The sequence below is a fragment of the Brevibacillus sp. TJ4 genome (genome assembly GCF_044627595.2).
Taxonomy (GTDB): Bacteria; Bacillota; Bacilli; order Brevibacillales; family Brevibacillaceae; genus Brevibacillus.
The window spans coordinates 2,236,137-2,255,727 of record NZ_CP185865.1 but is presented as its reverse complement, the minus strand read 5'-3'; the positions used below and the strand labels follow the sequence as shown (position 1 = coordinate 2,255,727).

The following is a 19,591-nucleotide window of genomic DNA, read 5'->3' as shown; positions in this document are numbered from 1 at the left end:
GCTGCAAAATGAAGAAGGGAGCGGTACGATGGCGGAGACAAGCGGAAATGATCTGTTGACGGTAGAGAATCTGAACATACTCTTCAAAGCAGAAAACGGTCGAACAATCCCGGCCGTAAAAGATGTGAATCTGAGCATCCGGGAAGGGGAAACACTTGCACTGGTTGGCGAGTCAGGCTGTGGAAAAAGTGTGACGTCTTTGTCGCTGATGAGGCTGATTCCGAAAAATACGGGAATCATCGAAGGAAAAATCCTCTTCCAGGACCAGGATCTAAACCAGCTGACAGAACGGGAAATGCGCGCCGTTCGCGGAAATACAATGTCCATGATTTTTCAGGAACCGATGACTTCCTTGAACCCGGTGCACAAGATCGGCGAGCAGATCGGGGAAGTGCTCACGCTGCACTCGACCCTCTCCAAGCAGGAGATCAGGGAAAAAACCGTGGAAATGCTGAAAAAAGTCGGTATTCCACGCGCGGAAAAAATTATGGATGAGTACCCCCATCAATTGTCGGGCGGGATGAGGCAGCGGGTGATGATTGCGATGGCGATGGCGTGTACGCCCAAGCTGCTGATCGCCGATGAGCCGACGACTGCGCTCGATGTGACCATCCAGGCGCAAATTTTGGATTTGATGAACAATTTGAAAAAGGACTACAAGACGGCGATTCTGCTGATTACACACGATCTGGGAGTCGTCGCGGAGATGGCGGATCGCGTCATGGTCATGTACTACGGCCAGATCGTAGAACAGGGCAGTGTCCGCGAGCTGTTGAAAAACCCCAAACATCCCTATACAATCGGCCTGCTCAACTCGGTTCCGAATATGGACGACGACAGCGACAAGCCATTGGAGCCAATCGTCGGCAGCGTGCCCAATCTCGGCGTAATTCAGACAGGCTGTCCGTTCTATGCCAGATGTCCGCAGGCATTTGAAAAATGCCGTTTGGAAAATCCGCCGCTGATGGAACGAGGCGAACAACGGGTGAGATGCTGGATGTATGAGAAACAAGAGGTGATCGCATGACAGATGCGTTGCTGGACGTAAATGATCTGCAAGTGTACTTCCCCGTCAACAACGGGTTGTTCAAGAAGAGCAGCACCTTTGTCAAAGCGGTGGATAACATCTCCTTTTCGGTTCAAAAAGGCGAAACATTGGGGATTGTCGGCGAAAGCGGATGCGGCAAATCGACGATGGGCAGAAGCATCCTCAGACTGATCGAACCGACTGCCGGCTCTATCAGATTCAAAGGCAGGGAAGTGACGAATCTGTCCAGGCAGGAACTGCGAAAATTGCGCAGTGACATGCAGATTGTGTTTCAGGACCCGTATGCTTCCCTAAACCCGCAATTGACTGTAGAATCGATTCTGGCTGAGGCGTTGTCGACGCATCATATCGGGAAAAACGCAAAAGAGAGAAAAGAGCTGGTTGCCGAACTGCTCGTAAACGTAGGGCTGAGTCCCAAGCACGCCGGCCGCTACCCGCATGAATTCAGCGGCGGGCAGCGTCAGCGGATCGGGATCGCCAGAGCGATTGCTGTCAATCCGGCGCTGATTATCGCCGATGAACCAGTCTCAGCACTGGACGTATCCGTACAGGCGCAAATTTTAAATGTGTTTCAGCAATTGAAAAAAACATTGGGGCTGACGTATATTTTTATCGCCCATGATTTGAGCGTCGTCAAATATGTGAGCGATCGCATCGGCGTCATGTACCTGGGGAAAATGGTCGAGCTCGCTGACAAGCGGCAGCTGTTCGAGAATCCGTTGCACCCGTATACCCAGGCGCTGATCTCTGCCATCCCGTCGCTTGATCCCGATGTAAAAAAGGAAAGAATCATTTTGCAAGGCGACGTGCCCAATCCCATTTCGCCGCCCAAAGGCTGTGCGTTCCATCCGCGCTGCCCGATGCGCATGAGTGTCTGTGAACAGGAAAAGCCGCGTCAGATTGAGGTGGAAAAGGGGCATTTTGTAAGCTGCCATCTGTATGAACAATCATCGCAAATCTAGCAAAAACGGGGTGTGGATATGATCGAAGCTCGTGCCGAAGAAAATCTCTTGCAGAAACGATTGCGAGAAATTGTGCGTGAAGTGGAGCAGACGGGCGCATCCATCGGTGTCCTGGTCCAGCCGATGAATCTAGCATCCGACCAGCAGCCGTGGTTTTCCCATGACGCCGACAAGCTGTTTACACCTGCTTCCAATACGAAGATCGTGACCGTGGCCACCGCTCTCGTGCGGTTGGGCGGAGATTACCGCTTCAAGACGGAAGTGGCGTATACAGGTGAGCTGCGTGACGGCATCCTGCGAGGGGATTTGTATGTGAAAGGATACGGCGACCCTTCCCTGTACACGGATGAATTGTTTCAGGCAGTGGCCGGCGTGTCGCTGCGCAATCTCGTAGACGCGATTAGGGAGAAAAACATCCGTCAGATCGATGGCAATCTGTACGTGGACGCTTCGTTTTTTGATGAGCAGCGGCTTGGGAATGGCTGGGCCTGGGACTATGAGTCGGAGTATTACAGCGCACAGACCAGCGCGCTGTCGATCAATCGCGGGACAGTTCAACTGGTGTACAAGCCGGGTGGGAGAAGCGGCGAGCCGGTGCAGCTCTCGCTTTTGCCGAATACCCGATATGTACATGTGTTGTCGGAAGCCAAAACAGTCGCGGCAGGCGAGGAAAACACGCTGGAGATTATCAGGCTGCGCGGCAGCAACGTGATCCGCGTGACAGGGAACCTTCCTGTAGGCGAGGAAGGGGAGAAGCTGGTAACAGTCGACGAACCGGCCCTCTACCTGGGAACCTTGCTGCGGGAAAGCCTGGAGGGGGCTGGGGTTGTCCTTTCCCCGCAATCCAAGGTGCAAAATGGTGCCGTACCCGTGAATCGTACCCTTATCGCCGAGCTGTACTCGGCTCCTCTGCGGGAAATCGCCAAGCATCTGAACAAGACGAGCGACAACCACTACGCAGAGATGCTGCTGAAGACGTTGGGTGCCGTCTGCAAAGGCGAAGGCAGTGCCGAAGCCGGAGTCGAGGTCGTCCGTGAAGTGTTGCAAGAGCTGGGCATTGCCGGGATGTACCAATGGCGGGATGGCTCCGGGCTCAGTCCCTACAACCTGGTGAGTCCACGCCAGCTTTTCACCTTGCTGCAAGCGATCGCCTCCAGACCGGAATACGAAGATCTGGTTCACTCGTTTCCTTGCGCCGGAGTGGATGGGACGCTGGAAAACAGATTGAAGGACAGCCCGCTCTATCGCCGGGTGTTTGCCAAGACAGGCACGCTTACGTCCGTCAGCAGTCTATCGGGATATGCCGATTTGCCGGACGGAGAAAGAATCATCTTTTCGATCATGGCGAACCGCTACCCGGGGGAAACGGATTATTTGAAAGCGCAGGAAGACCGGATTCTGCAAGCATTGGCAGCTTTGTAAAAGAACAGCCTATCGACCCGAGGACTAAGTCTTGGGGAAGATAGGTTTTTTTATTTTTTGAATTTTTCAGAAAACTACTATTGATAAACGGCGAAATTGGGCATATAATCCAACTAGAGTTATAACTTCAAAAATTTTCAAATGATAAAGTCTAAACTTCAGAATGATTCGATTTTGAGAAATCGGAGGGTGAGCGAGCATGAAAATTGTCATTGCGGAAGTCATGCACGAGACGAACACGTTCTCAAACGTCCCAACAACGCGGGATATGTTTGAGCTGTGGGAGTGGGCCAGAGGAGAAGAGATTGTCAGCGCTCACAGAGGGGTGAGGGATTTTCTGGGGGGAATGGTCGATGCAGCGGAAGAGCGGGGCATCGAGGTAGTCGGGGCGTTCGCCGCTAGTGCCTATCCCGCGGGAACCATCACCAGGGAAACCTACGAGGCTTTGCGTGATGAGCTCTTGTCTGGAATCGCAGCAGCAGGGAGTGCGGATGCCATCTGCCTGTCGCTGCACGGAGCTGGGGTGGCAGATGGGATCGACGATCTGGAAGGAGCCCTGCTGAAGGCTGTCCGCCAACAGGTAGGCTACGAAATTCCGCTCATCGTGACACTGGATCTGCACGGCAATATCACGGATCAGATGATTGCCGAGGCCGACATCCTGCTAGGGGTTCATCTCTATCCGCATACGGACTGCTACGAGCGGGGGAAGGAAGCAGTGGAGCTTGCAGAAAAAATGGTGAAGGGAACGCTGGTACCTCGGATGTATCGAGCGAAATTGCCGCTGATCGTGCCGACCTCTACCACAAATATTTCTCCGGCAAAAGACATCAACGAGGTCTGCTACCAATGGGAGCAGAAGCCAGGCGTCGTGGATTGCGCGTTTTTCCACGGCTTCCCTTACACCGATATTCCAGAACTGGGTGTTACGGTGGTGGCCGTTACGAACAACGATGAAAAGCTGGCGCAGCAGGCCGCTGAAGATGTGGCGCGGGTTATCTGGGAAAAGCGCGAGGAGTTTTCCTTGAACATTCTCTCACCCCAGGAGGGGCTGGAACTGGCAAAGGCTGCGACGGCATATCCAGTCGTCATCAATGAAACCTCTGACAATCCAGGGGGTGGAACGCCGGGAGACGGAACCTATCTGCTCCGAGCCATGCTGGAGGCCGGTCTTGAGGACGCCTGCTTCGGCTTTATCTACGATCCGGAAGTAGCAGCATTGGCTCACGAGAAAGGGGTGGGTTCCACTATCCAGGTCAGACTGGGAGGCAAGACCGATCAGCTTCACGGTGCCCCGATCGAGCTGACCGCGTATGTCAAAACACTGACAGACGGTTCGTTTATCACCTCCTCGCCGATGGGCAAAGGATCTCCTGTCCATCTCGGCAAATCGGCTCGTCTGCAAGCCAATGGCGTGGATATCCTCGTCTGCTCGGTCAAAACGCAGGTGCTGGATGAACAAGTCTTCCTCCTGCATGGCATTGATGTTACAAAGTACAAGATCGTCTCCCTGAAATCCAGCCAACACTTCCGCGCCAGCTTCGAGCCGATCGCTGCGAAGATCGTCACCGTAGATTCGCCAGGGCTGACTACTTTGCAGTTTGCGTCCTTTGACTACAGACGCTTGAACAGGCCCGTCTATCCGCTTGATAGCGTCTCGCTGCCTTAGACGGACGAGCCAACATTTTAGAAAACAGGTGATGTAATGGAGAGCATGCAAGACAGAATTCGCAAATCATACGAACAATTGACCAACCAGCAAAAAACAGTCGCAAAATACCTACTCGATGAACCGAATCAGATTGCTCTTCATCCGGCAAAAGTTATCGGGTCCTTGACCGGGACCAGTGAAACAACCGTTATCCGTCTCTGCTACTCGCTGGGGTATTCGGGGTACAGTGAACTGCAAAACGAGATCCGCAAGTCTTTGTTGTTCCCCGTGATACGCGAAAATGTGGTGCAGACCTTTCACGACTCGGCTTATGAATTCCAGGATAGCGATGATGTGATTTCCTTTACGATGGAGCAAGATCTAGCCTTTATCCGCAAAACCTTGGCCGACCTGGATCGGCGTGTCTTTGACCAGGCGATCCAGGCGATTCTTGCAGCGCGAAAAATCGTCGTTCTCGGAGGACGCACCAGCTACGCTCCTGCCTATTGGCTGTCCTATGCCCTAAATATCGTCAAGGGCGATACCCATCTCTACAGGGGACAGATGGATGATGCCAATTACCTGATCTCGGAAGCGGATGAGGGGTGGCTGGTGATCGTTCTCTATTTTCCGCGCTATTTACAGGACACATTGTTTTTTGCCAAGGCTGCCAAAGAAAAAGGAGCCACCGTCTTGGGCGTTACCGACCATGATTTGTCACCAATCGGCCCTGTCGCAGATGTTTTGCTGAAGGTCTCCACTCCTTCCCCGGCTACATTAAAAGGGATGTCCGCGATTTTCACGCTGCTGAATGCCGTAGTGAGCGGTGTGGCGCAGATGGATCGGGAACAAGTGCAGAAACGAATCAAGCGGTACGATCAGACGAGCGAGCAATTTTATCCGTTTGTTCAACAAAAAGAGTAAAGATCATTCAGGGTAAGGGGGCATATGGCATGATGAAATGGAGAAGTTTGGCATCGATCGGAATTGGCGTGGCGTTGTTGTTGGCAGCCTGTTCCTCCAACACGAGTGTCAGCCAGAACAATACTTCGACACCGGAGCAGCCGGCCACAGCGACAGAGGGAGGGACGCTCGTCGTAGCTGCGCCGGTGGAGCCGGATACACTGGACTCCCAAAAATCCACCTGGCTGGACAATACCAACAATCAATCCTATGACTCCTTCCTTAGCCGCGACATGCAGGGAAACCTGGTCCCTCATCTGGCAGAATCCTGGGAAGTATCCGATGACGGGAAAGTATGGACCTTGAAGTTGCGTCAGGATGTGAAGTTTCACTCAGGTGCTCCATTGACAGCAGAAGCGGCCAAGCTATCCATCGAACGCTTCGCCGAAATCTCACCAGTGAAAGATTTGGCAGGCCCCATCGAAAAAGTCGAAGCAGTCGACCAGCATACAGTGAAGATTTCCTTCAAGGAACCGTTCGCCCCGTTTGCAAACATGCTACTCGGGACTTTCATCACGCCATTGGACCCCGAACGCCTGAAGGAAAAGGGCGATCAATTCGGGGAAGCTCCCTCTGCCACAGGCCCGTTCATGAACGCGGAAACCAAGCGAGGCGCGTCCCTTACCTATGAGAAGAACCCGGATTATAAATGGGGCCAGGTGTATGCGGACAATCCGGGAGCGCCTTATGTGGACAAAATCATGTTCCGCTTCCTGAAAGACGATGACACTCGCATCCTCGAATTCAAGAAAGGCACCATCCATATTTTGCAAGAAGTCCCCACCACGTATGTCCAGGAATTGCAAGCCATACCCGGCGTCAAAATCGAAACCAGCATGGAGCAGGGCATGAAATATCTGGGCTTTAACAACCAGAAGGACGTTTTCAAGGATGTCCGCGTCAAACAAGCGATTGCCATGGCCGTCGACCGGGAGCCGATCGTCCAGTACGCATTGTCCGGTTTTGCCCAGCCGATCTACGGACCGCTGCCGCCTACCATTCCGGGACATAGTGAAAGAATCGAGAACATGGCCAAAGACATGTACGGCTACAATGTAGAGAAAGCAAAGCAGCTCCTGGCAGAGGCAGGCTATACAGACAGCGACGGGGACGGCATTGTGGAAAAGGACGGCAAGCCGTTCTCCCTGGAACTTCTTTTAATGGATGATCCGGTCTTGCAACGCGTCGCGCAGATTCTGCAAAACCAGCTCAAGGCAATCGGCCTCGACATCAAGATCGCGGTCACGGATGCCGCGACAGTAAAGGATCGGGCGATCAAAGGGAATCACGAGCTTTTCCTGCTCTACTTTGGATTGAATGATCCCGACATTCTCTATTTGCTGATGGAGACGAACAATTCCAAGCGTGTCCATTATTCCGATCCGAAGGTAGATGAGCTTCTGACCAAAGGACGCACCACCCTGAATGAGGAGGAGCGAATGAAGGTCTATGAGGAAGCCATGGAGATCCTGGTGAAAAATCCACCGTGGGTTCCGCTGTATGTCTCGGAAACGGTAACCGCAACGCGTAATATCGAAGGGTACAAATTGAATCCATTCACAGGCGATATCTTGTTTGGAGACATCAAGATCACCAAATAAAAAGGGAGATGGAGCGTTTGCATCGATATTTATTCCGAAGACTGCTGTCGCTCTTGGGAACGCTGCTGGGCGTCACCATTCTCATCTTTCTGTTGGTACACCTGATTCCTGGGGACCCCGTGCAATACCTGCTCGGGGACTACCCCACGGAAGAGGCCATCGCTGCGATGAACGCCCAGCTCGGTCTGGACCAGCCCTGGATCATGCGCTATTTCAGTTTTGTCGGCAAGCTGCTGCAAGGCGATCTGGGGACGTCCTACATCACAGGGATAACGGTCTGGCAGGAGATTGAGGATCGCTTCCCGATTACACTTCAGCTTGCTTTGTACAGCATCATCCTTGCGACAGTGATCGGCATAGCGGTCGGCATGATTGCTGCGGTGAAGCAGAATACGTGGGTGGACCGCCTCGTCGTCTTCTTTTCCTTGCTGGGAATTTCGGCGCCAGGCTTCTGGATCGCTTTGTTTCTGATCTGGATTTTTGCGTATCAGCTTTCGATTTTCCCGATATCCGGCTACGACGGCTTCTATTCCCTGGTTCTCCCGTCGATCACGCTTGCATTGGGCGGGGCAGGGATGATTGCCAGGATGACGCGATCAAGCATGCTGGATGTGATCAAGCAGGAATACATGCGGACCGCACAAGCCAAAGGCGCGCCGCGGACGTCAGTCATTCTGATGCACGGCTTGCAAAATGCCATCATTCCCGTCCTGACGCTGATCGGACTGGAGTTTGGCTCCTTGTTGGCAGGAGCCATCGTGACCGAGACGGTTTTCTCTTTGCAGGGATTGGGCAGCCTGGCGATCGAAGCCATTGGCAAAAGGGATTTGCCGACCATCCAGGGGATCGTCTTCTTCGCAGCCGTTCTGTTCGCCTTGACCAATCTCTTGGTTGATTTGTTGTACACCCTGTTCGATCCGCGGATTAAATACGAGTAGGAAGGAGCGGGAAAACATGAATGAAAACGCGAGTCAACTTGAAATCGCAGATGAGAGCAGGACATCGTCTACGAGTCGGGTTGCCGATAATCAGGTAGCTCCTCCTCCGGTATCCTACTGGGTGCAAGTGATGAAGCGCCTGGCGCGCAACAAAACGGCGATGTTCGGTGCCGTGATCTTGCTGATTTTTTCAATTGGCTGTGCTAGTGCGCCGCTGATTGCTCCTTACCCGATTGATGAGATGAATTTCCAGGATCGGCTGATGGGTCCAGGACCTGCACATTTGCTGGGGACGGATGACTTTGGCCGCGACATCTTTTCCAGACTTTTGTACGGGGGCCGCATCTCGCTGTTGACAGGATTGGTCACCGTAACCGTCGCGTCCTTGATCGGAGTTACCCTCGGCGTGATTGCCGGCTACTACCGCAAAGTGGAGCTCTACATCATGCAGGTGATGGATATCTTGCTTGCATTGCCTGCCTTGCTGCTGGCAATTGCCATCATCGCGGTGCTGGGACCGGGTTTGACCAATGCCATGATTGCCATCGTCATCGCCGTGATCCCATCCTATGTGAGGGTCGTCCGCGCCCAGGTCCTCTCCATTCGGGAAAAAGAGTACATTGAAGCCGTACGGGCATTGGGAATCCGCGACGGAGTCATTTTGGTGAAGCATATCCTGCCGAACATCCTGTCTCCCATCATCGTCTTGATGACCTTGCAATTCGGCACCAGCATACTCGCTGCCGCAGCGCTCAGCTTTCTGGGTCTGGGGGCACAGCCGCCTGCGCCGGAGTGGGGAGCCATGGTCTACGTCGGCAAAGCATTCCTGGGTCAAGCGTGGTGGATGTCCATATTCCCCGGACTGGCGATCATGCTGGTGGTATTGGGCTTTAACCTTTTGGGCGATGGACTGCGCGATGCGTTGGACCCTAAATAATCGTTGGGACAGAGAGGGGAACATGATATGAACTTGCAGCAAAAGCTGGAGGCTGTATTGTCGGAAAGTTCAGGAACCTTTGGAGTGGTCGTCAAGCATATGAGTACCGGTGAAGAGGCACAGATTCGAGCCGAAGAGTATTTTCAGATGGCCAGCACGTTCAAGGTGCCGATCCTGGCGACACTTTTTCGCGATGTGGATGCCGGCTTAGTCAGCCTGGAGCAGCGGTATCGTCTGACCGAAGCGGATCTGGTCCCAGGCTCGGGGGTATTGAAGGAATTTCTTCCGGGGGCAGAGGTGGCTGTGAAGGATCTTGCGACACTGATGATCATCGTCAGCGACAACCTGGCTACGGACAAAGTGCTGGAGATCATCGGGAAGGAGCGAGTGGAGGCATACATGCGAGATTTGGGCTTGACGCAAATCTCCATCAAGCACGATTGCTGGGAGCTGCTAAGCATCGGAGCGGGGATGGCCGGGGAGAAAAAAGGGGCTGAAGGCTTCCGGAAGCTGACGGAATCTTTTCAAACATCAGGTTTTGATCCCGACAGCTCCATTTTCCAAGCGTCACCTGAAAACAATGTGGCGACACCGGCAGACATGGGCAGGCTGCTGGAGCTGATCGGCACAGGGAAATTGGCGTCTGAGCAAGCGTCCGATGGCGTGCTCGATATCATGCAGCGGCAGCAATTGCGCAATCGCATCCCGTATCTGTTGCCGGATCAAACCATTATCGCCTGCAAATCCGGTACGGTCGGTCATGTGGTGAATGATGTCGGCATTGTCTATCTTCCCGATGACAAAGGGGCGTTTGCCATCGCAGCGCTTTCCTCCGGGAATCCTTCCGTCAAAGAGGGAGAGCGTGTAATTGCCCGTCTGGCCCAGACAGCCTATAAGCATTTCGTCCAGGAGTAAAGCAATCGTAAGGATAGGGGGCTGTACGATGAACGAAAAAAAGACCGTGTTGGATATCGACCGGCTCTCTGTAAAGCTGAAGACCGAGCGAGGCATGTTTACGGCAGTCAATCAAGTCAGTTTTCAGATTCAATCGGGAGAAACCGTGGCATTGGTCGGGGAGTCAGGCTGCGGCAAAAGCCTTACTTCCCTGTCGATCATGGGATTGATTGCAAAAAAGCTGGGAGTCGTCGAAGGCAGCATCCGTTTCAAAGACAAGGTGTTGAACCAGCTACGGGAGCGCGAAATGCGGGCGATTCGCGGCTTTGACATCTCGATGATTTTTCAGGAGCCGATGACCTCGCTCAATCCCGTCCATTCCATCGGTCGGCAAATCGACGAGGTATTTCGTCTGCATACGAGTGCAAGCAAGCAGGAAAGACGGGCCCAGACCATCGAGATGCTGCGAAAAGTGGGGATTCCCCGCGCGGAGAAAATCGTCCATGACTTCCCCCATCAGCTTTCCGGGGGAATGAAGCAGCGCGTCATGATCGCCATGGCGATGGCCTGCCAGCCGGATCTCCTGATTGCGGATGAGCCGACTACCGCTCTCGATGTCACCATTCAGGCGCAAATCCTCGACCTGATGAATGACTTGAAACGCAAGGCAAATACAGCGATCCTCTTGATCACGCATGATCTGGGCGTCGTAGCAGAGATGGCGGACCGGGTCATGGTGATGTACTACGGAGAAATCGTCGAAGAAGCAGACGTGCAGACCTTGTTTGCCTCTCCCAGACATCCCTATACGGTCGGTCTGCTGCAATCGATCCCGAGTCTGGACAGGGAGAACAAGCGCTTGAAGCCGATAGAAGGAAATGTGCCGATTTTGGGAGAGGTGCAGGATGGCTGTCCGTTTCGCTCCCGCTGCACCCATGCCATGGAAAGATGCGCCCGGGAAAAGCCGCCGATGATTCACACAGGCAAGCATTCCGTTCGCTGCTGGGTGTATGCGGATCAGGAGGTGGCGATATGAACGACGCGCTGCTGGTCGTGGAAGACCTCAAAACCTATTTCCCTTTGAAAAAAGGGTTGTTCGGACAAAAGACAGGTGAGATCAGAGCGGTGGACGGCGTTTCATTTCAACTGCGGCAAGGCGAGACTTTGGGAATCGTCGGAGAGAGCGGCTGCGGCAAATCGACGACAGGGCGCAGCATTCTGCAGCTGGTTCGACCGAGCGCAGGCTCAGTCCGATTCGGAGGAGAAGAATTGATCTCCATGCCGCCAGCGAAGCTGCGGGGGATGCGCAACCAGATGCAAATCATTTTCCAGGACCCGTACGCCTCCCTGAATCCGCGTCTGACAATCTCCACCATTTTGGCGGAAGCACTCTCGGTAGGAGAGAAGGTTGCGAATCCGAGAGAGATGCGCGAGCGGGTACTGGCTTTGCTCCAGCTCGTCGGTCTCAATCCGAATCACGCCGACCGCTATCCGCATGAATTCAGCGGCGGGCAAAGACAGCGCATCGGCATCGCACGCGCCATCGCTGCCAGACCCAAGCTGATCGTAGCCGATGAACCTGTGTCGGCTCTGGACGTCTCCATTCAGGCGCAAATCCTGAATTTGCTGCAGGATTTGCAGGAGGAACTGGGACTGACGTATTTGTTCATCTCGCATGATCTCGGTGTCATCAAGCATATCAGCGACCGGATCGCCGTCATGTATCTGGGGCGTATCGTCGAGATTGCCGACAAGCGGCGACTGTTCGAGCAGCCCATGCATCCGTACACACAAGCATTGATGTCCGCTGTCCCGATCCCCAATCCCAATCAGAAAAAGGAACGAATTGTACTGGGAGGCGATGTGCCAAGTCCAGCCAATCCGCCGGAAGGCTGCGCCTTTCATCCGAGATGCACCCAGGCGATGGAGATTTGCCGACGTGTACGTCCCCAGGAACTTGAAATCGAACGAGAACATTTTGTTGCTTGCCATCTTTATGAGTCATCAGAAAAGGAGCGATAGCATGAAGATCGAGAAAATTGAAGTAAGACGCTTGCACCTGCCACTGAAGCACGCATTCGAGACGAGTTTTGGCGTACAGACGAAACGCGATTTCCTGCTGGTCAGTGCGCATGGGGAAGGAGAGACAGGGTACGCGGAAAGCGTAGCTATGCCGTTTCCTTTTTATAATGAAGAAACGACAGATACGATCATCTACATGCTGGAAACCTTTCTGATTCCGCTGGTGCTGAGCAGTCCGATCGAGAAGCCGGAAGACGTGACCCGTCTCTTTGCCCCGATACGCCGCAATAATATGGCGAAGGCAGCCATCGAAGGGGCGGTATGGGATCTGTATGCGAAGCAGAAAGGACTCACGTTGGCTCAAGCACTTGGCGGCGAACGCAAGGAAATCGAAGTGGGCGTAAGCGTGGGGATCGAGCCGTCCGTAGAGGATGTCGTGCAGAAAGTAGAAGGCTTTGTTGCCGAGGGCTACAAAAAGATCAAGGTGAAAATCAAGCCGGGCTTTGACATTGCCTTGATTGAAGCTCTTCGCAAACGCTTTGGCGACTCGCTGCCGTTGATGGCAGATGCCAACTCGGCGTATACCCTGGAGCAGATCGACATCATGAAAGAACTGGACCAGTACAATCTGATTATGATCGAACAGCCTCTCGCACACGATGACATCGTCGATCACGCTTTTTTGCAAAATCAATTGAAGACGCCAATATGTCTCGACGAAAGTATTCATACAGCGGAGGATGCCAGACGTGCCATCGAACTGGGGAGCTGCAAGATCATCAACATCAAGATCGGGCGCGTAGGAGGACTGACGGAATCCAAAAAAATCCACGATCTCTGCCAGGCGCACAACATTCCGGTTTGGTGCGGAGGCATGTTGGAGAGCGGGATCGGCAGAGCGCACAATATAGCCATTACGTCTTTGCCAAATTTCACCATACCAGGCGATACATCTACGTCCAACCGCTACTGGGAACAGGACATTGTTGTTCCCGAGGTGGCTTTCCTTAAACCAGGAATTCTGGCTGTTCCGGAAGGCCCGGGGATTGGCTACGCGATCAATTGGTCGGCGGTTCAAGCCCTGCAAGTGCACGAAAAAAGCTACACAATGGCGGATGTGAAATCCTGATTCGGAGGTGAGTGAGCAAATGAATCAGGTACTGGAATACCGAACTGTCACATCCGCTGCCCAGATGGCCGAAATGGAAGAGCTGCAATGCAAGATATGGGGAGAAGGAGTTATGACTCCAGCTGCCCAGCTGTTGGCTGCGTCTCACAATGGCGGAGTCGTGATCGCAGCATATGATGGAGACTTGCCCGTCGGCTTTTGCTATGGTTTCGCCGGATTTCGTGAAGGCCAAGGATTTCTGTGCTCGCATATGCTGGGAATCCTGCCAGAGTACCGGGACTTGGGCATCGGCAAGAAGCTCAAGCTGATGCAGCGTGAATGGGCCTTGGAATACGGGTACGACACGATTGTCTGGACCTATGATCCGCTGGAGTCGCGCAATGCCTACCTCAACTTGTGCAAACTGGGCGGCAAGGTGAGGAAATACATGGAATCCTACTACGGTGAGATGCATGACGGAATCAACAAGGGATTGCCGTCTGACCGCTTTTTGCTGGAATGGGAGTTGAATGGCAAGCGTAGCATGGTTGGGATAGGGGGCGGGAAAAACGAAGAGCCGATATGGAGCTCGTACCCGCGTCTGCTCGATTGGGTGCTTGACGAACAAAAACGTCCTCGACCATTGATTCGGGAGGGCATGGGTGAGTATCCGGGTATTTTGCTGGGTGTCCCTGCGTCGATTCACAGCCTCAAACAAGACGCTCTCCATGTGGCGATGGATTGGCGATTAGCATTGCGCAACATGTGCAAGTCGGCTTTTTCGCAAGGGTACACCGTAATCGGTTTGCTCAAAAGTGACGAACCGGTTCACGCGTATGTGCTAGAAAAAAATGTCGAGGGGGAAATGTGACATGCATCCATTGGAAGCGTATGCACGAAAACTGATGGAAGACGCCAAGCTGCCCGGTGCCTTTATCGGGATTGCCAAGGACGGAAAATTGCATTTCGCTGAAGGACTTGGCTACCGCGATCGGGAAAAGCAGGCAAAAGTCACTCCAGATACTGTGTTTGGCATCGGCTCCATCACCAAGTCCTTTACTTGTGTCGCGATCATGCAGTTGCAAGAAGCTGGCAAACTTTCGGTTCATGATCCGGTTGTCACGTATTTGCCGGAATTTCGGACGAAAGACGAAGAGCGGACGAAGCGGATCACGATCGCTCACCTGATGTCGCACACCTCTGGGCTGCCGTCGCTGCCCACGCTGTACTACGCGATGCGGCGCAGTATGGAGATGGATCCGGTGATGGAGGGAAATCAGGGCGGCGTCGATCATACGGGTCATGCCCCCATCGATACGTATGAGCAGTTGATGGCATTTATTGCAGGTTTGGACGTAGAACTGCTCGGGGAACCGGGTACGGAATTCAGCTACAGCAATGATGGCTATTCTTTGCTGGGAGCGATTATCGAACGGGTTAGTGGACAGTCGTATGAGAGCTACCTGAAGGAGCATCTCCTCGAACCGGCTGGCATGAAGCACACCGTCTTTTTGATCGAAGAGTTGGAAGATTATGAGGATGTCACTACTTTGTATACGAGCAACAAAGCTGCCCAGGAGAAAGAAGTCATTGCGGCTCCCCTCTGGTGGGATGCGCCATCTATGCGGGCTGCCGGTTTCCTCAAGTCTACAGGACGGGATATGCTCGCGTATGCGGAAATTTTCCGTACAGGCGGGATGGTAGGGGACGTCCGCATCTTGTCTGAAGAAAGCGTCCGTCAGATGATCGGCAACTATGCAGGTTTGGAGCCGTCTCGCCATTATGGCTACGGATTTATGGTGACGCCTGATTTTCGTGGGGGGACATTGATCGAGCATGGCGGTGCGATAAAAGGGGTAGCAGCACAGCTTTGCATCATACCCGAGCAGGGAATATCCTGCGTTATTTTGACCAATCTGGACGGCTCGCCTTCCGCGGAGCTTTTGGCGGCGGCGATAAACACTGCCCAATCACTTCCGGTCGAAGAACCCATCGCGCTGTATCCTGACTATTCCGTATCTGCGGAGCTTTTGAATGAATACATTGGCGAGTATCAGTCCGGAGAAGGGGAGAAGGTGCAGGTTTCCTTGAACGACGAAGGACTCGAACTGCAGTTCCAAGGCATGACCCTCCCGCTGCGTGCAGTCAAGGAAGACAGTTTTGTCTTTAAGCTGGGGACAGGACAGGAGAGGTACATTCGCTTTATCCGCAGTGATACAGGAGAAGTCAGTCGGGTTTCCTTTCACTTCCGTCAGCTCATCAAGCAAATGGAGGGAGCATGAGAAATGGGGGTTCTGACATGGGAACAGACCTTTGATGCGTATGCCCAGGACTTGATCGATGAAATGAAAGTTCCGGGAGCGTTCGTCGCCGTTGCCAAGGATGGGCAGTTGATCTATCAAAAAGGCTTTGGCTATCGCGACCGGGAAGCGAAAATTCCGGCTGATCTGGATACGGTCTTCGGCATCGGCTCGATCACCAAATCGTTTACTTGCGTCGCCATCATGCAGCTTCAAGAGCAAGGAAAACTGTCCGTGCATGATCCGGTGATACGCTATTTGCCAGAGTTCCGGACACCCGAAGAGGAGCATACCCGACAAGTCACGATCCACCACTTTATGACTCACACGCCAGGACTTCCGCCGCTTTCCTCGCTGATCCCCGCGACGCAGCGCAGCATGCAGGATGATCCGGCAGCAGAAGAACTGTTGAAACACCCCGAATTTGCCGGCAAAGAGCCGATCGACACCTTTGAGCAATTGATGGATTATATCGCCGAACAGCCGATTGAATTGTTGGGCCCGCCAGGCACGGAGTTCAGTTACTCGAATGATGCTTACGCCCTGTTGGGGACCATCATCGAACGTGTCACTGGGCAAACCTATGAAAGCTATGTGCAGGAACGCATTTTGCAGCCGCTGGGGATGAATCGTTCCGTCTTCTTTGTCGAGGAACTGGGAGATGACAATCATTCCACCCTGTACGCAGCCAAAGAAAAGGACGGCGTAAAAGAGGTGTACCGCGCACCCCTCTGGTGGGATTCTCCAACCATGCGTGCAGCGGGATTTCTCAAGGCGTCTGCGAGAGACATGCTGCGGTACGCGGAATTGTTCCGAACCGGCGGTATTTCGGGTGGCGCCCGCATCCTTTCCGAGGAAAGCGTAAAGCAAATGGTATCGCCGCATGCGAAGGTGGATGCTATCCGCGGCTACGGGTACGGACTAGGGATCATCCCTTTTGCGGAAGGGGTGACACTCATCCAGCACATGGGAGGATTAAAGGGAATCACGTCACAAATGCTGATCCTGCCGGAAGCAGGCTTGACAGGCATCCTCTTGTCCAATATCGGAGATGCTCCGATTTCGGAATTGACGCTGGAATTGTTGAACAACCTGTTCTCCCGTCCGCCGGGGACCCAGTATGCGAGCTTTGCGGACTATGAAATCCCGATTGCGCAGATCAAGGAGTATGAAGGGACATTCAAGTCAGGTGAAGGAGGGGAAGTTCAGATTCGGACAGATCAAGATGCTGAACAACTGCTTCTTGGCATGGGAGGCGAGACATTGCCGCTGCGCCCGATCGGCAAAGATGAATTCCTGTTTACACGACGAGGGGTAGATACGCTCGTCCGCTTCGTCAGGAGCCAGTCGGGAGAGATCAAACGCTTCGCTCTGGGCTCGCGTCAATTGCCAAAAGCGGAAGCGTAATCAGAAGGGAGAGGGGCGCCTCGTGAAAGTATTTATTTCCTTGGATATGGAAGGGATTTCGGGTATAAGCGAATGGGATGATGTCTTGCCTGGCCGCAGGCATTATGAAGCGGGACGGAAGCTGTTGACGTTGGACGTGAACGCAGCGATTGAAGGAGCATTGGAAGCTGGCGCGACGCAGATTATTGTCAACGAATCCCACGGCCCGATGAACAATCTGATTCTGGAAGAACTGCACCCCGCGGCAGACGTGATCCGTGGCTTTTTCAAGCCGCTGTGCATGATGCAGGGAATTGATGAAAACTGTGACGCTGCCTTTTTCATCGGTTACCACGGGAAGGCAGGATCAGGCGAGGCCGTGCTCAACCACACGCTGTCCGGGCTTGCCATCCATCGCCTGATATTGAATGGAAAAGAAGTGGGAGAAGCAGGCCTGAATGCCGCCATCGCAGGAGCTTTTGACGTCCCGGTTGTTTTGGTGACCGGGGATGAGCAGACGGCTCGGGAAGTAGAAGAGGATATTCCGGGCGTCTTAACCGTTGCCGTAAAATCAGGCATTACCGGTCTCTCCTCTCTAGCCCTGCATCCTCAGCGGGCGCGAGAACTGATCCGCCGGAGAGCCAAGGAAGCACTGCTGAACCGAAGTGCCGTAAAACCGATCCAGCAGCAGGAAGAGAACACCCTGGTTGTCGAGTTTACCCGATCGCAATTTGCGACAGCCGTTAGCTGGATGCCTAATGTGGAACTGATCGATGGCCGAACCATCCGCTACAAGTCCCAGAACGTCGCCGAGATAATGCCCGTTTTGCAAGCGATGCTGCTAGTGACGAGCCAAGTCAATCGGATGATCACAGGAACCTAAAACTTGCCCAAATCAACGCTCAGCCTTTTTCAACGATTTGTTGAACGAGGTTGAGCGTTTTTGTCGCTTCTGGAAATTCATGCGCGATTACGCAAGCCCCGCAGTTTTTACGCAGCGGCGTGTTTTTTGTCGAAAAATCTTGCTGACTTTTGAGGAAGGAAAATATTAGACTAAATATTCAAAAAATTATAAAATAGGACGAAAAACAAAAGGTGTGAGGAACATGTACGACCAGGAAATGGACAACCGTTCTTATTCCCGCAGAGAATTTCTCACCAAAGCAGCCATGCTTGGTCTAGCTGCAGCGGTCCCGGGCAGCCTGTTGGCGGCGGGTGCCGATCCTGTCAGCGCCCAGGGGTCTGCTGCATCACAGGCAGCGGCAGGCACAGCTGCAGCAGCGGCGGACAGCCTGTTTGAACCGGGCGGTACGATTGTAGATGTGCCAGGAGTCAAAGTAGGGCAAATGCAGGATCTGACAGCCATGACAGGGTGTACCGTCGTGGTGTTGGAGGAAGGCTCGCCATGCGGCGTAGATGTGCGCGGATCGGCACCGGGGACAAGAGAGACGGATTTGCTGAATCCGATCAATATGGTAGAAAAGGTAAATGCCATCGTTTTGACAGGGGGAAGCGCATTTGGCCTCGACTCCGCGAGCGGGGTCATGCGCTTTCTGGAGGAGCAAGGCATCGGACATCCGGTAGGCGTCGGTGTTGTGCCGATTGTACCGGCAGCCGTGATCTTTGATCTGTCCTTTGGCAGCGCCAAGGTTCGGCCCGATCAGAAGATGGGATACGAAGCCGCCAAAATTGCCAGCAAGAATCCCGTCAAGCAAGGAAATGCAGGAGCGGGGACAGGGGCGACAGTAGGCAAGCTGGCGGGCGGCAATCGGGCGATGAAGGGAGGATTGGGCTCCGCTTCAGTCCGGCTGCCAAATGGTCTGGTCGTAGGGGCAGTGGTCGCAGTCAATGCCGTCGGTCAGGTTCAGGATCCCGTTACAGGGGAAATCCTGGCGGGGGCACGCGACGACCAGGGGCAGATCCGCGACGCCTTATCCTGGATGATCGAGCAGAGCGCGCCTCCTGTTCCAAGCGGCACCAACACGACGATAGCCGTCGTCGCCAGCAATGCCAATCTGAACAAGACGCAAGCCAACAAGGTAGCGCAGATGGCCCACAATGGCCTTGCGAAGTCCATCTTTCCCGTCCATACGATGAGTGACGGCGATACCGTATTTGCGGTAGCTACAGGCGGAGTGGACGCATCCGTCAACCTGGTCGGGACTTTGTCAGCTGAGGTTCTGGCGGCAGCTGTCGTCAATGCTATTAAAGCGGCGGAGGGAGCAGAGGGGCTGCCGGCCTATCGTGATCTTGCCTCCCGGTAAGCCTTGGGCTGGGAATAGTTGGAGATGGACAGTGGTTGTTGCAAACGTGATGAAAGCCCTTCCTTGACGGGAAGGGCTTTTTCGCATGAATCGGT

17 protein-coding genes are annotated in these 19,591 nt (G+C 53.7%); all 17 read left to right on the top strand.

Annotated features, from left to right (window positions below; all coding sequences use genetic code 11):
- The first annotated feature begins 28 nt into the window (after positions 1–28).
- The 17 genes from ACAF76_RS10980 to ACAF76_RS10900 all read left to right on the top strand — a co-directional run bounded on the left by ACAF76_RS10980 (position 29) and on the right by ACAF76_RS10900 (position 19,496).
- Positions 29–1,027 carry an ABC transporter ATP-binding protein gene (locus ACAF76_RS10980; RefSeq protein WP_400163593.1) on the top strand — a complete coding sequence of 333 codons (999 nt, stop codon included), beginning with the start codon at positions 29–31 and terminating at the stop codon, positions 1,025–1,027.
- Positions 1,024–2,010 (top strand): ABC transporter ATP-binding protein, encoded by a 987-nt coding sequence (locus ACAF76_RS10975; RefSeq protein WP_400163592.1) that lies wholly within the window; start codon positions 1,024–1,026, stop codon positions 2,008–2,010. Before ACAF76_RS10980 ends, ACAF76_RS10975 begins: the two co-directional genes overlap by 4 nt.
- 18 nt (positions 2,011–2,028) lie before the next feature.
- Positions 2,029–3,432, top strand: coding sequence for a D-alanyl-D-alanine carboxypeptidase/D-alanyl-D-alanine endopeptidase (dacB, locus tag ACAF76_RS10970; protein ID WP_400163591.1), 1,404 nt, complete (start codon positions 2,029–2,031; stop codon positions 3,430–3,432).
- A gap of 199 nt (positions 3,433–3,631) precedes the next feature.
- Positions 3,632–5,101 carry a M81 family metallopeptidase gene (locus tag ACAF76_RS10965; RefSeq protein WP_400163590.1) on the top strand — a complete coding sequence of 490 codons (1,470 nt, stop codon included), beginning with the start codon at positions 3,632–3,634 and terminating at the stop codon, positions 5,099–5,101.
- A gap of 45 nt (positions 5,102–5,146) precedes the next feature.
- Positions 5,147–6,007: a MurR/RpiR family transcriptional regulator gene (locus tag ACAF76_RS10960; protein ID WP_400163589.1), complete on the top strand. Its 861-nt coding sequence runs from the start codon at positions 5,147–5,149 to the stop codon at positions 6,005–6,007.
- A 29-nt stretch (positions 6,008–6,036) separates the two neighbouring features.
- Positions 6,037–7,647 (top strand): ABC transporter substrate-binding protein, encoded by a 1,611-nt coding sequence (locus tag ACAF76_RS10955; protein WP_400163588.1) that lies wholly within the window; start codon positions 6,037–6,039, stop codon positions 7,645–7,647.
- 17 nt (positions 7,648–7,664) lie between these two features.
- Positions 7,665–8,585, top strand: coding sequence for an ABC transporter permease (locus ACAF76_RS10950; RefSeq protein WP_400163587.1), 921 nt, complete (start codon positions 7,665–7,667; stop codon positions 8,583–8,585).
- Between the two features lie 16 nt (positions 8,586–8,601).
- Positions 8,602–9,522: an ABC transporter permease gene (locus ACAF76_RS10945; RefSeq protein ID WP_400163586.1), complete on the top strand. Its 921-nt coding sequence runs from the start codon at positions 8,602–8,604 to the stop codon at positions 9,520–9,522.
- A 27-nt stretch (positions 9,523–9,549) separates the two neighbouring features.
- Positions 9,550–10,437: a serine hydrolase gene (locus ACAF76_RS10940; protein WP_221843410.1), complete on the top strand. Its 888-nt coding sequence runs from the start codon at positions 9,550–9,552 to the stop codon at positions 10,435–10,437.
- Positions 10,438–10,465: 28 nt separating this feature from the next.
- On the top strand, positions 10,466–11,452 hold the full coding sequence (locus ACAF76_RS10935; RefSeq protein WP_221843411.1) for an ABC transporter ATP-binding protein: 987 nt from the start codon (positions 10,466–10,468) through the stop codon (positions 11,450–11,452).
- Positions 11,449–12,438, top strand: coding sequence for an ABC transporter ATP-binding protein (locus ACAF76_RS10930; protein WP_400163585.1), 990 nt, complete (start codon positions 11,449–11,451; stop codon positions 12,436–12,438). The genes ACAF76_RS10935 and ACAF76_RS10930 overlap by 4 nt, the downstream gene beginning before the upstream one ends.
- A 1-nt stretch (position 12,439) precedes the next feature.
- Positions 12,440–13,567 carry an o-succinylbenzoate synthase gene (gene menC / locus ACAF76_RS10925; protein ID WP_221843413.1) on the top strand — a complete coding sequence of 376 codons (1,128 nt, stop codon included), beginning with the start codon at positions 12,440–12,442 and terminating at the stop codon, positions 13,565–13,567.
- Between the two features lie 19 nt (positions 13,568–13,586).
- Positions 13,587–14,417 (top strand): GNAT family N-acetyltransferase, encoded by an 831-nt coding sequence (locus ACAF76_RS10920; RefSeq protein WP_221843414.1) that lies wholly within the window; start codon positions 13,587–13,589, stop codon positions 14,415–14,417.
- 1 nt (position 14,418) lies between these two features.
- The gene (locus tag ACAF76_RS10915) at positions 14,419–15,828 is read left to right on the top strand and encodes a serine hydrolase (RefSeq protein WP_221843415.1); all 1,410 of its coding nucleotides are present in this window, start codon (positions 14,419–14,421) and stop codon (positions 15,826–15,828) included.
- Positions 15,829–15,831: 3 nt separating this feature from the next.
- Positions 15,832–17,253 carry a serine hydrolase domain-containing protein gene (locus ACAF76_RS10910; RefSeq protein ID WP_400163584.1) on the top strand — a complete coding sequence of 474 codons (1,422 nt, stop codon included), beginning with the start codon at positions 15,832–15,834 and terminating at the stop codon, positions 17,251–17,253.
- A 22-nt stretch (positions 17,254–17,275) separates the two neighbouring features.
- Positions 17,276–18,115, top strand: coding sequence for a M55 family metallopeptidase (locus ACAF76_RS10905; RefSeq protein ID WP_400163583.1), 840 nt, complete (start codon positions 17,276–17,278; stop codon positions 18,113–18,115).
- Positions 18,116–18,338: 223 nt separating this feature from the next.
- On the top strand, positions 18,339–19,496 hold the full coding sequence (locus ACAF76_RS10900; RefSeq protein ID WP_400163582.1) for a P1 family peptidase: 1,158 nt from the start codon (positions 18,339–18,341) through the stop codon (positions 19,494–19,496).
- The last annotated feature ends 95 nt before the right edge of the window (positions 19,497–19,591 follow it).

What these genes read in the sequence shown, in the direction of transcription:
- ACAF76_RS10980 (WP_400163593.1), top strand. Translation starts at nt 29, where the DNA reads ATGGCGGAGACAAGCGGAAATGATCTGTTGACGGTAGAGAATCTGAAC.
- ACAF76_RS10975 (WP_400163592.1), top strand. Translation starts at nt 1,024, where the DNA reads ATGACAGATGCGTTGCTGGACGTAAATGATCTGCAAGTGTACTTCCCC.
- dacB (WP_400163591.1), top strand. Translation starts at nt 2,029, where the DNA reads ATGATCGAAGCTCGTGCCGAAGAAAATCTCTTGCAGAAACGATTGCGA.
- ACAF76_RS10965 (WP_400163590.1), top strand. Translation starts at nt 3,632, where the DNA reads ATGAAAATTGTCATTGCGGAAGTCATGCACGAGACGAACACGTTCTCA.
- ACAF76_RS10960 (WP_400163589.1), top strand. Translation starts at nt 5,147, where the DNA reads ATGCAAGACAGAATTCGCAAATCATACGAACAATTGACCAACCAGCAA.
- ACAF76_RS10955 (WP_400163588.1), top strand. Translation starts at nt 6,037, where the DNA reads ATGATGAAATGGAGAAGTTTGGCATCGATCGGAATTGGCGTGGCGTTG.
- ACAF76_RS10945 (WP_400163586.1), top strand. Translation starts at nt 8,602, where the DNA reads ATGAATGAAAACGCGAGTCAACTTGAAATCGCAGATGAGAGCAGGACA.
- ACAF76_RS10940 (WP_221843410.1), top strand. Translation starts at nt 9,550, where the DNA reads ATGAACTTGCAGCAAAAGCTGGAGGCTGTATTGTCGGAAAGTTCAGGA.
- ACAF76_RS10935 (WP_221843411.1), top strand. Translation starts at nt 10,466, where the DNA reads ATGAACGAAAAAAAGACCGTGTTGGATATCGACCGGCTCTCTGTAAAG.
- ACAF76_RS10930 (WP_400163585.1), top strand. Translation starts at nt 11,449, where the DNA reads ATGAACGACGCGCTGCTGGTCGTGGAAGACCTCAAAACCTATTTCCCT.
- menC (WP_221843413.1), top strand. Translation starts at nt 12,440, where the DNA reads ATGAAGATCGAGAAAATTGAAGTAAGACGCTTGCACCTGCCACTGAAG.
- ACAF76_RS10920 (WP_221843414.1), top strand. Translation starts at nt 13,587, where the DNA reads ATGAATCAGGTACTGGAATACCGAACTGTCACATCCGCTGCCCAGATG.
- ACAF76_RS10915 (WP_221843415.1), top strand. Translation starts at nt 14,419, where the DNA reads ATGCATCCATTGGAAGCGTATGCACGAAAACTGATGGAAGACGCCAAG.
- ACAF76_RS10910 (WP_400163584.1), top strand. Translation starts at nt 15,832, where the DNA reads ATGGGGGTTCTGACATGGGAACAGACCTTTGATGCGTATGCCCAGGAC.
- ACAF76_RS10900 (WP_400163582.1), top strand. Translation starts at nt 18,339, where the DNA reads ATGTACGACCAGGAAATGGACAACCGTTCTTATTCCCGCAGAGAATTT.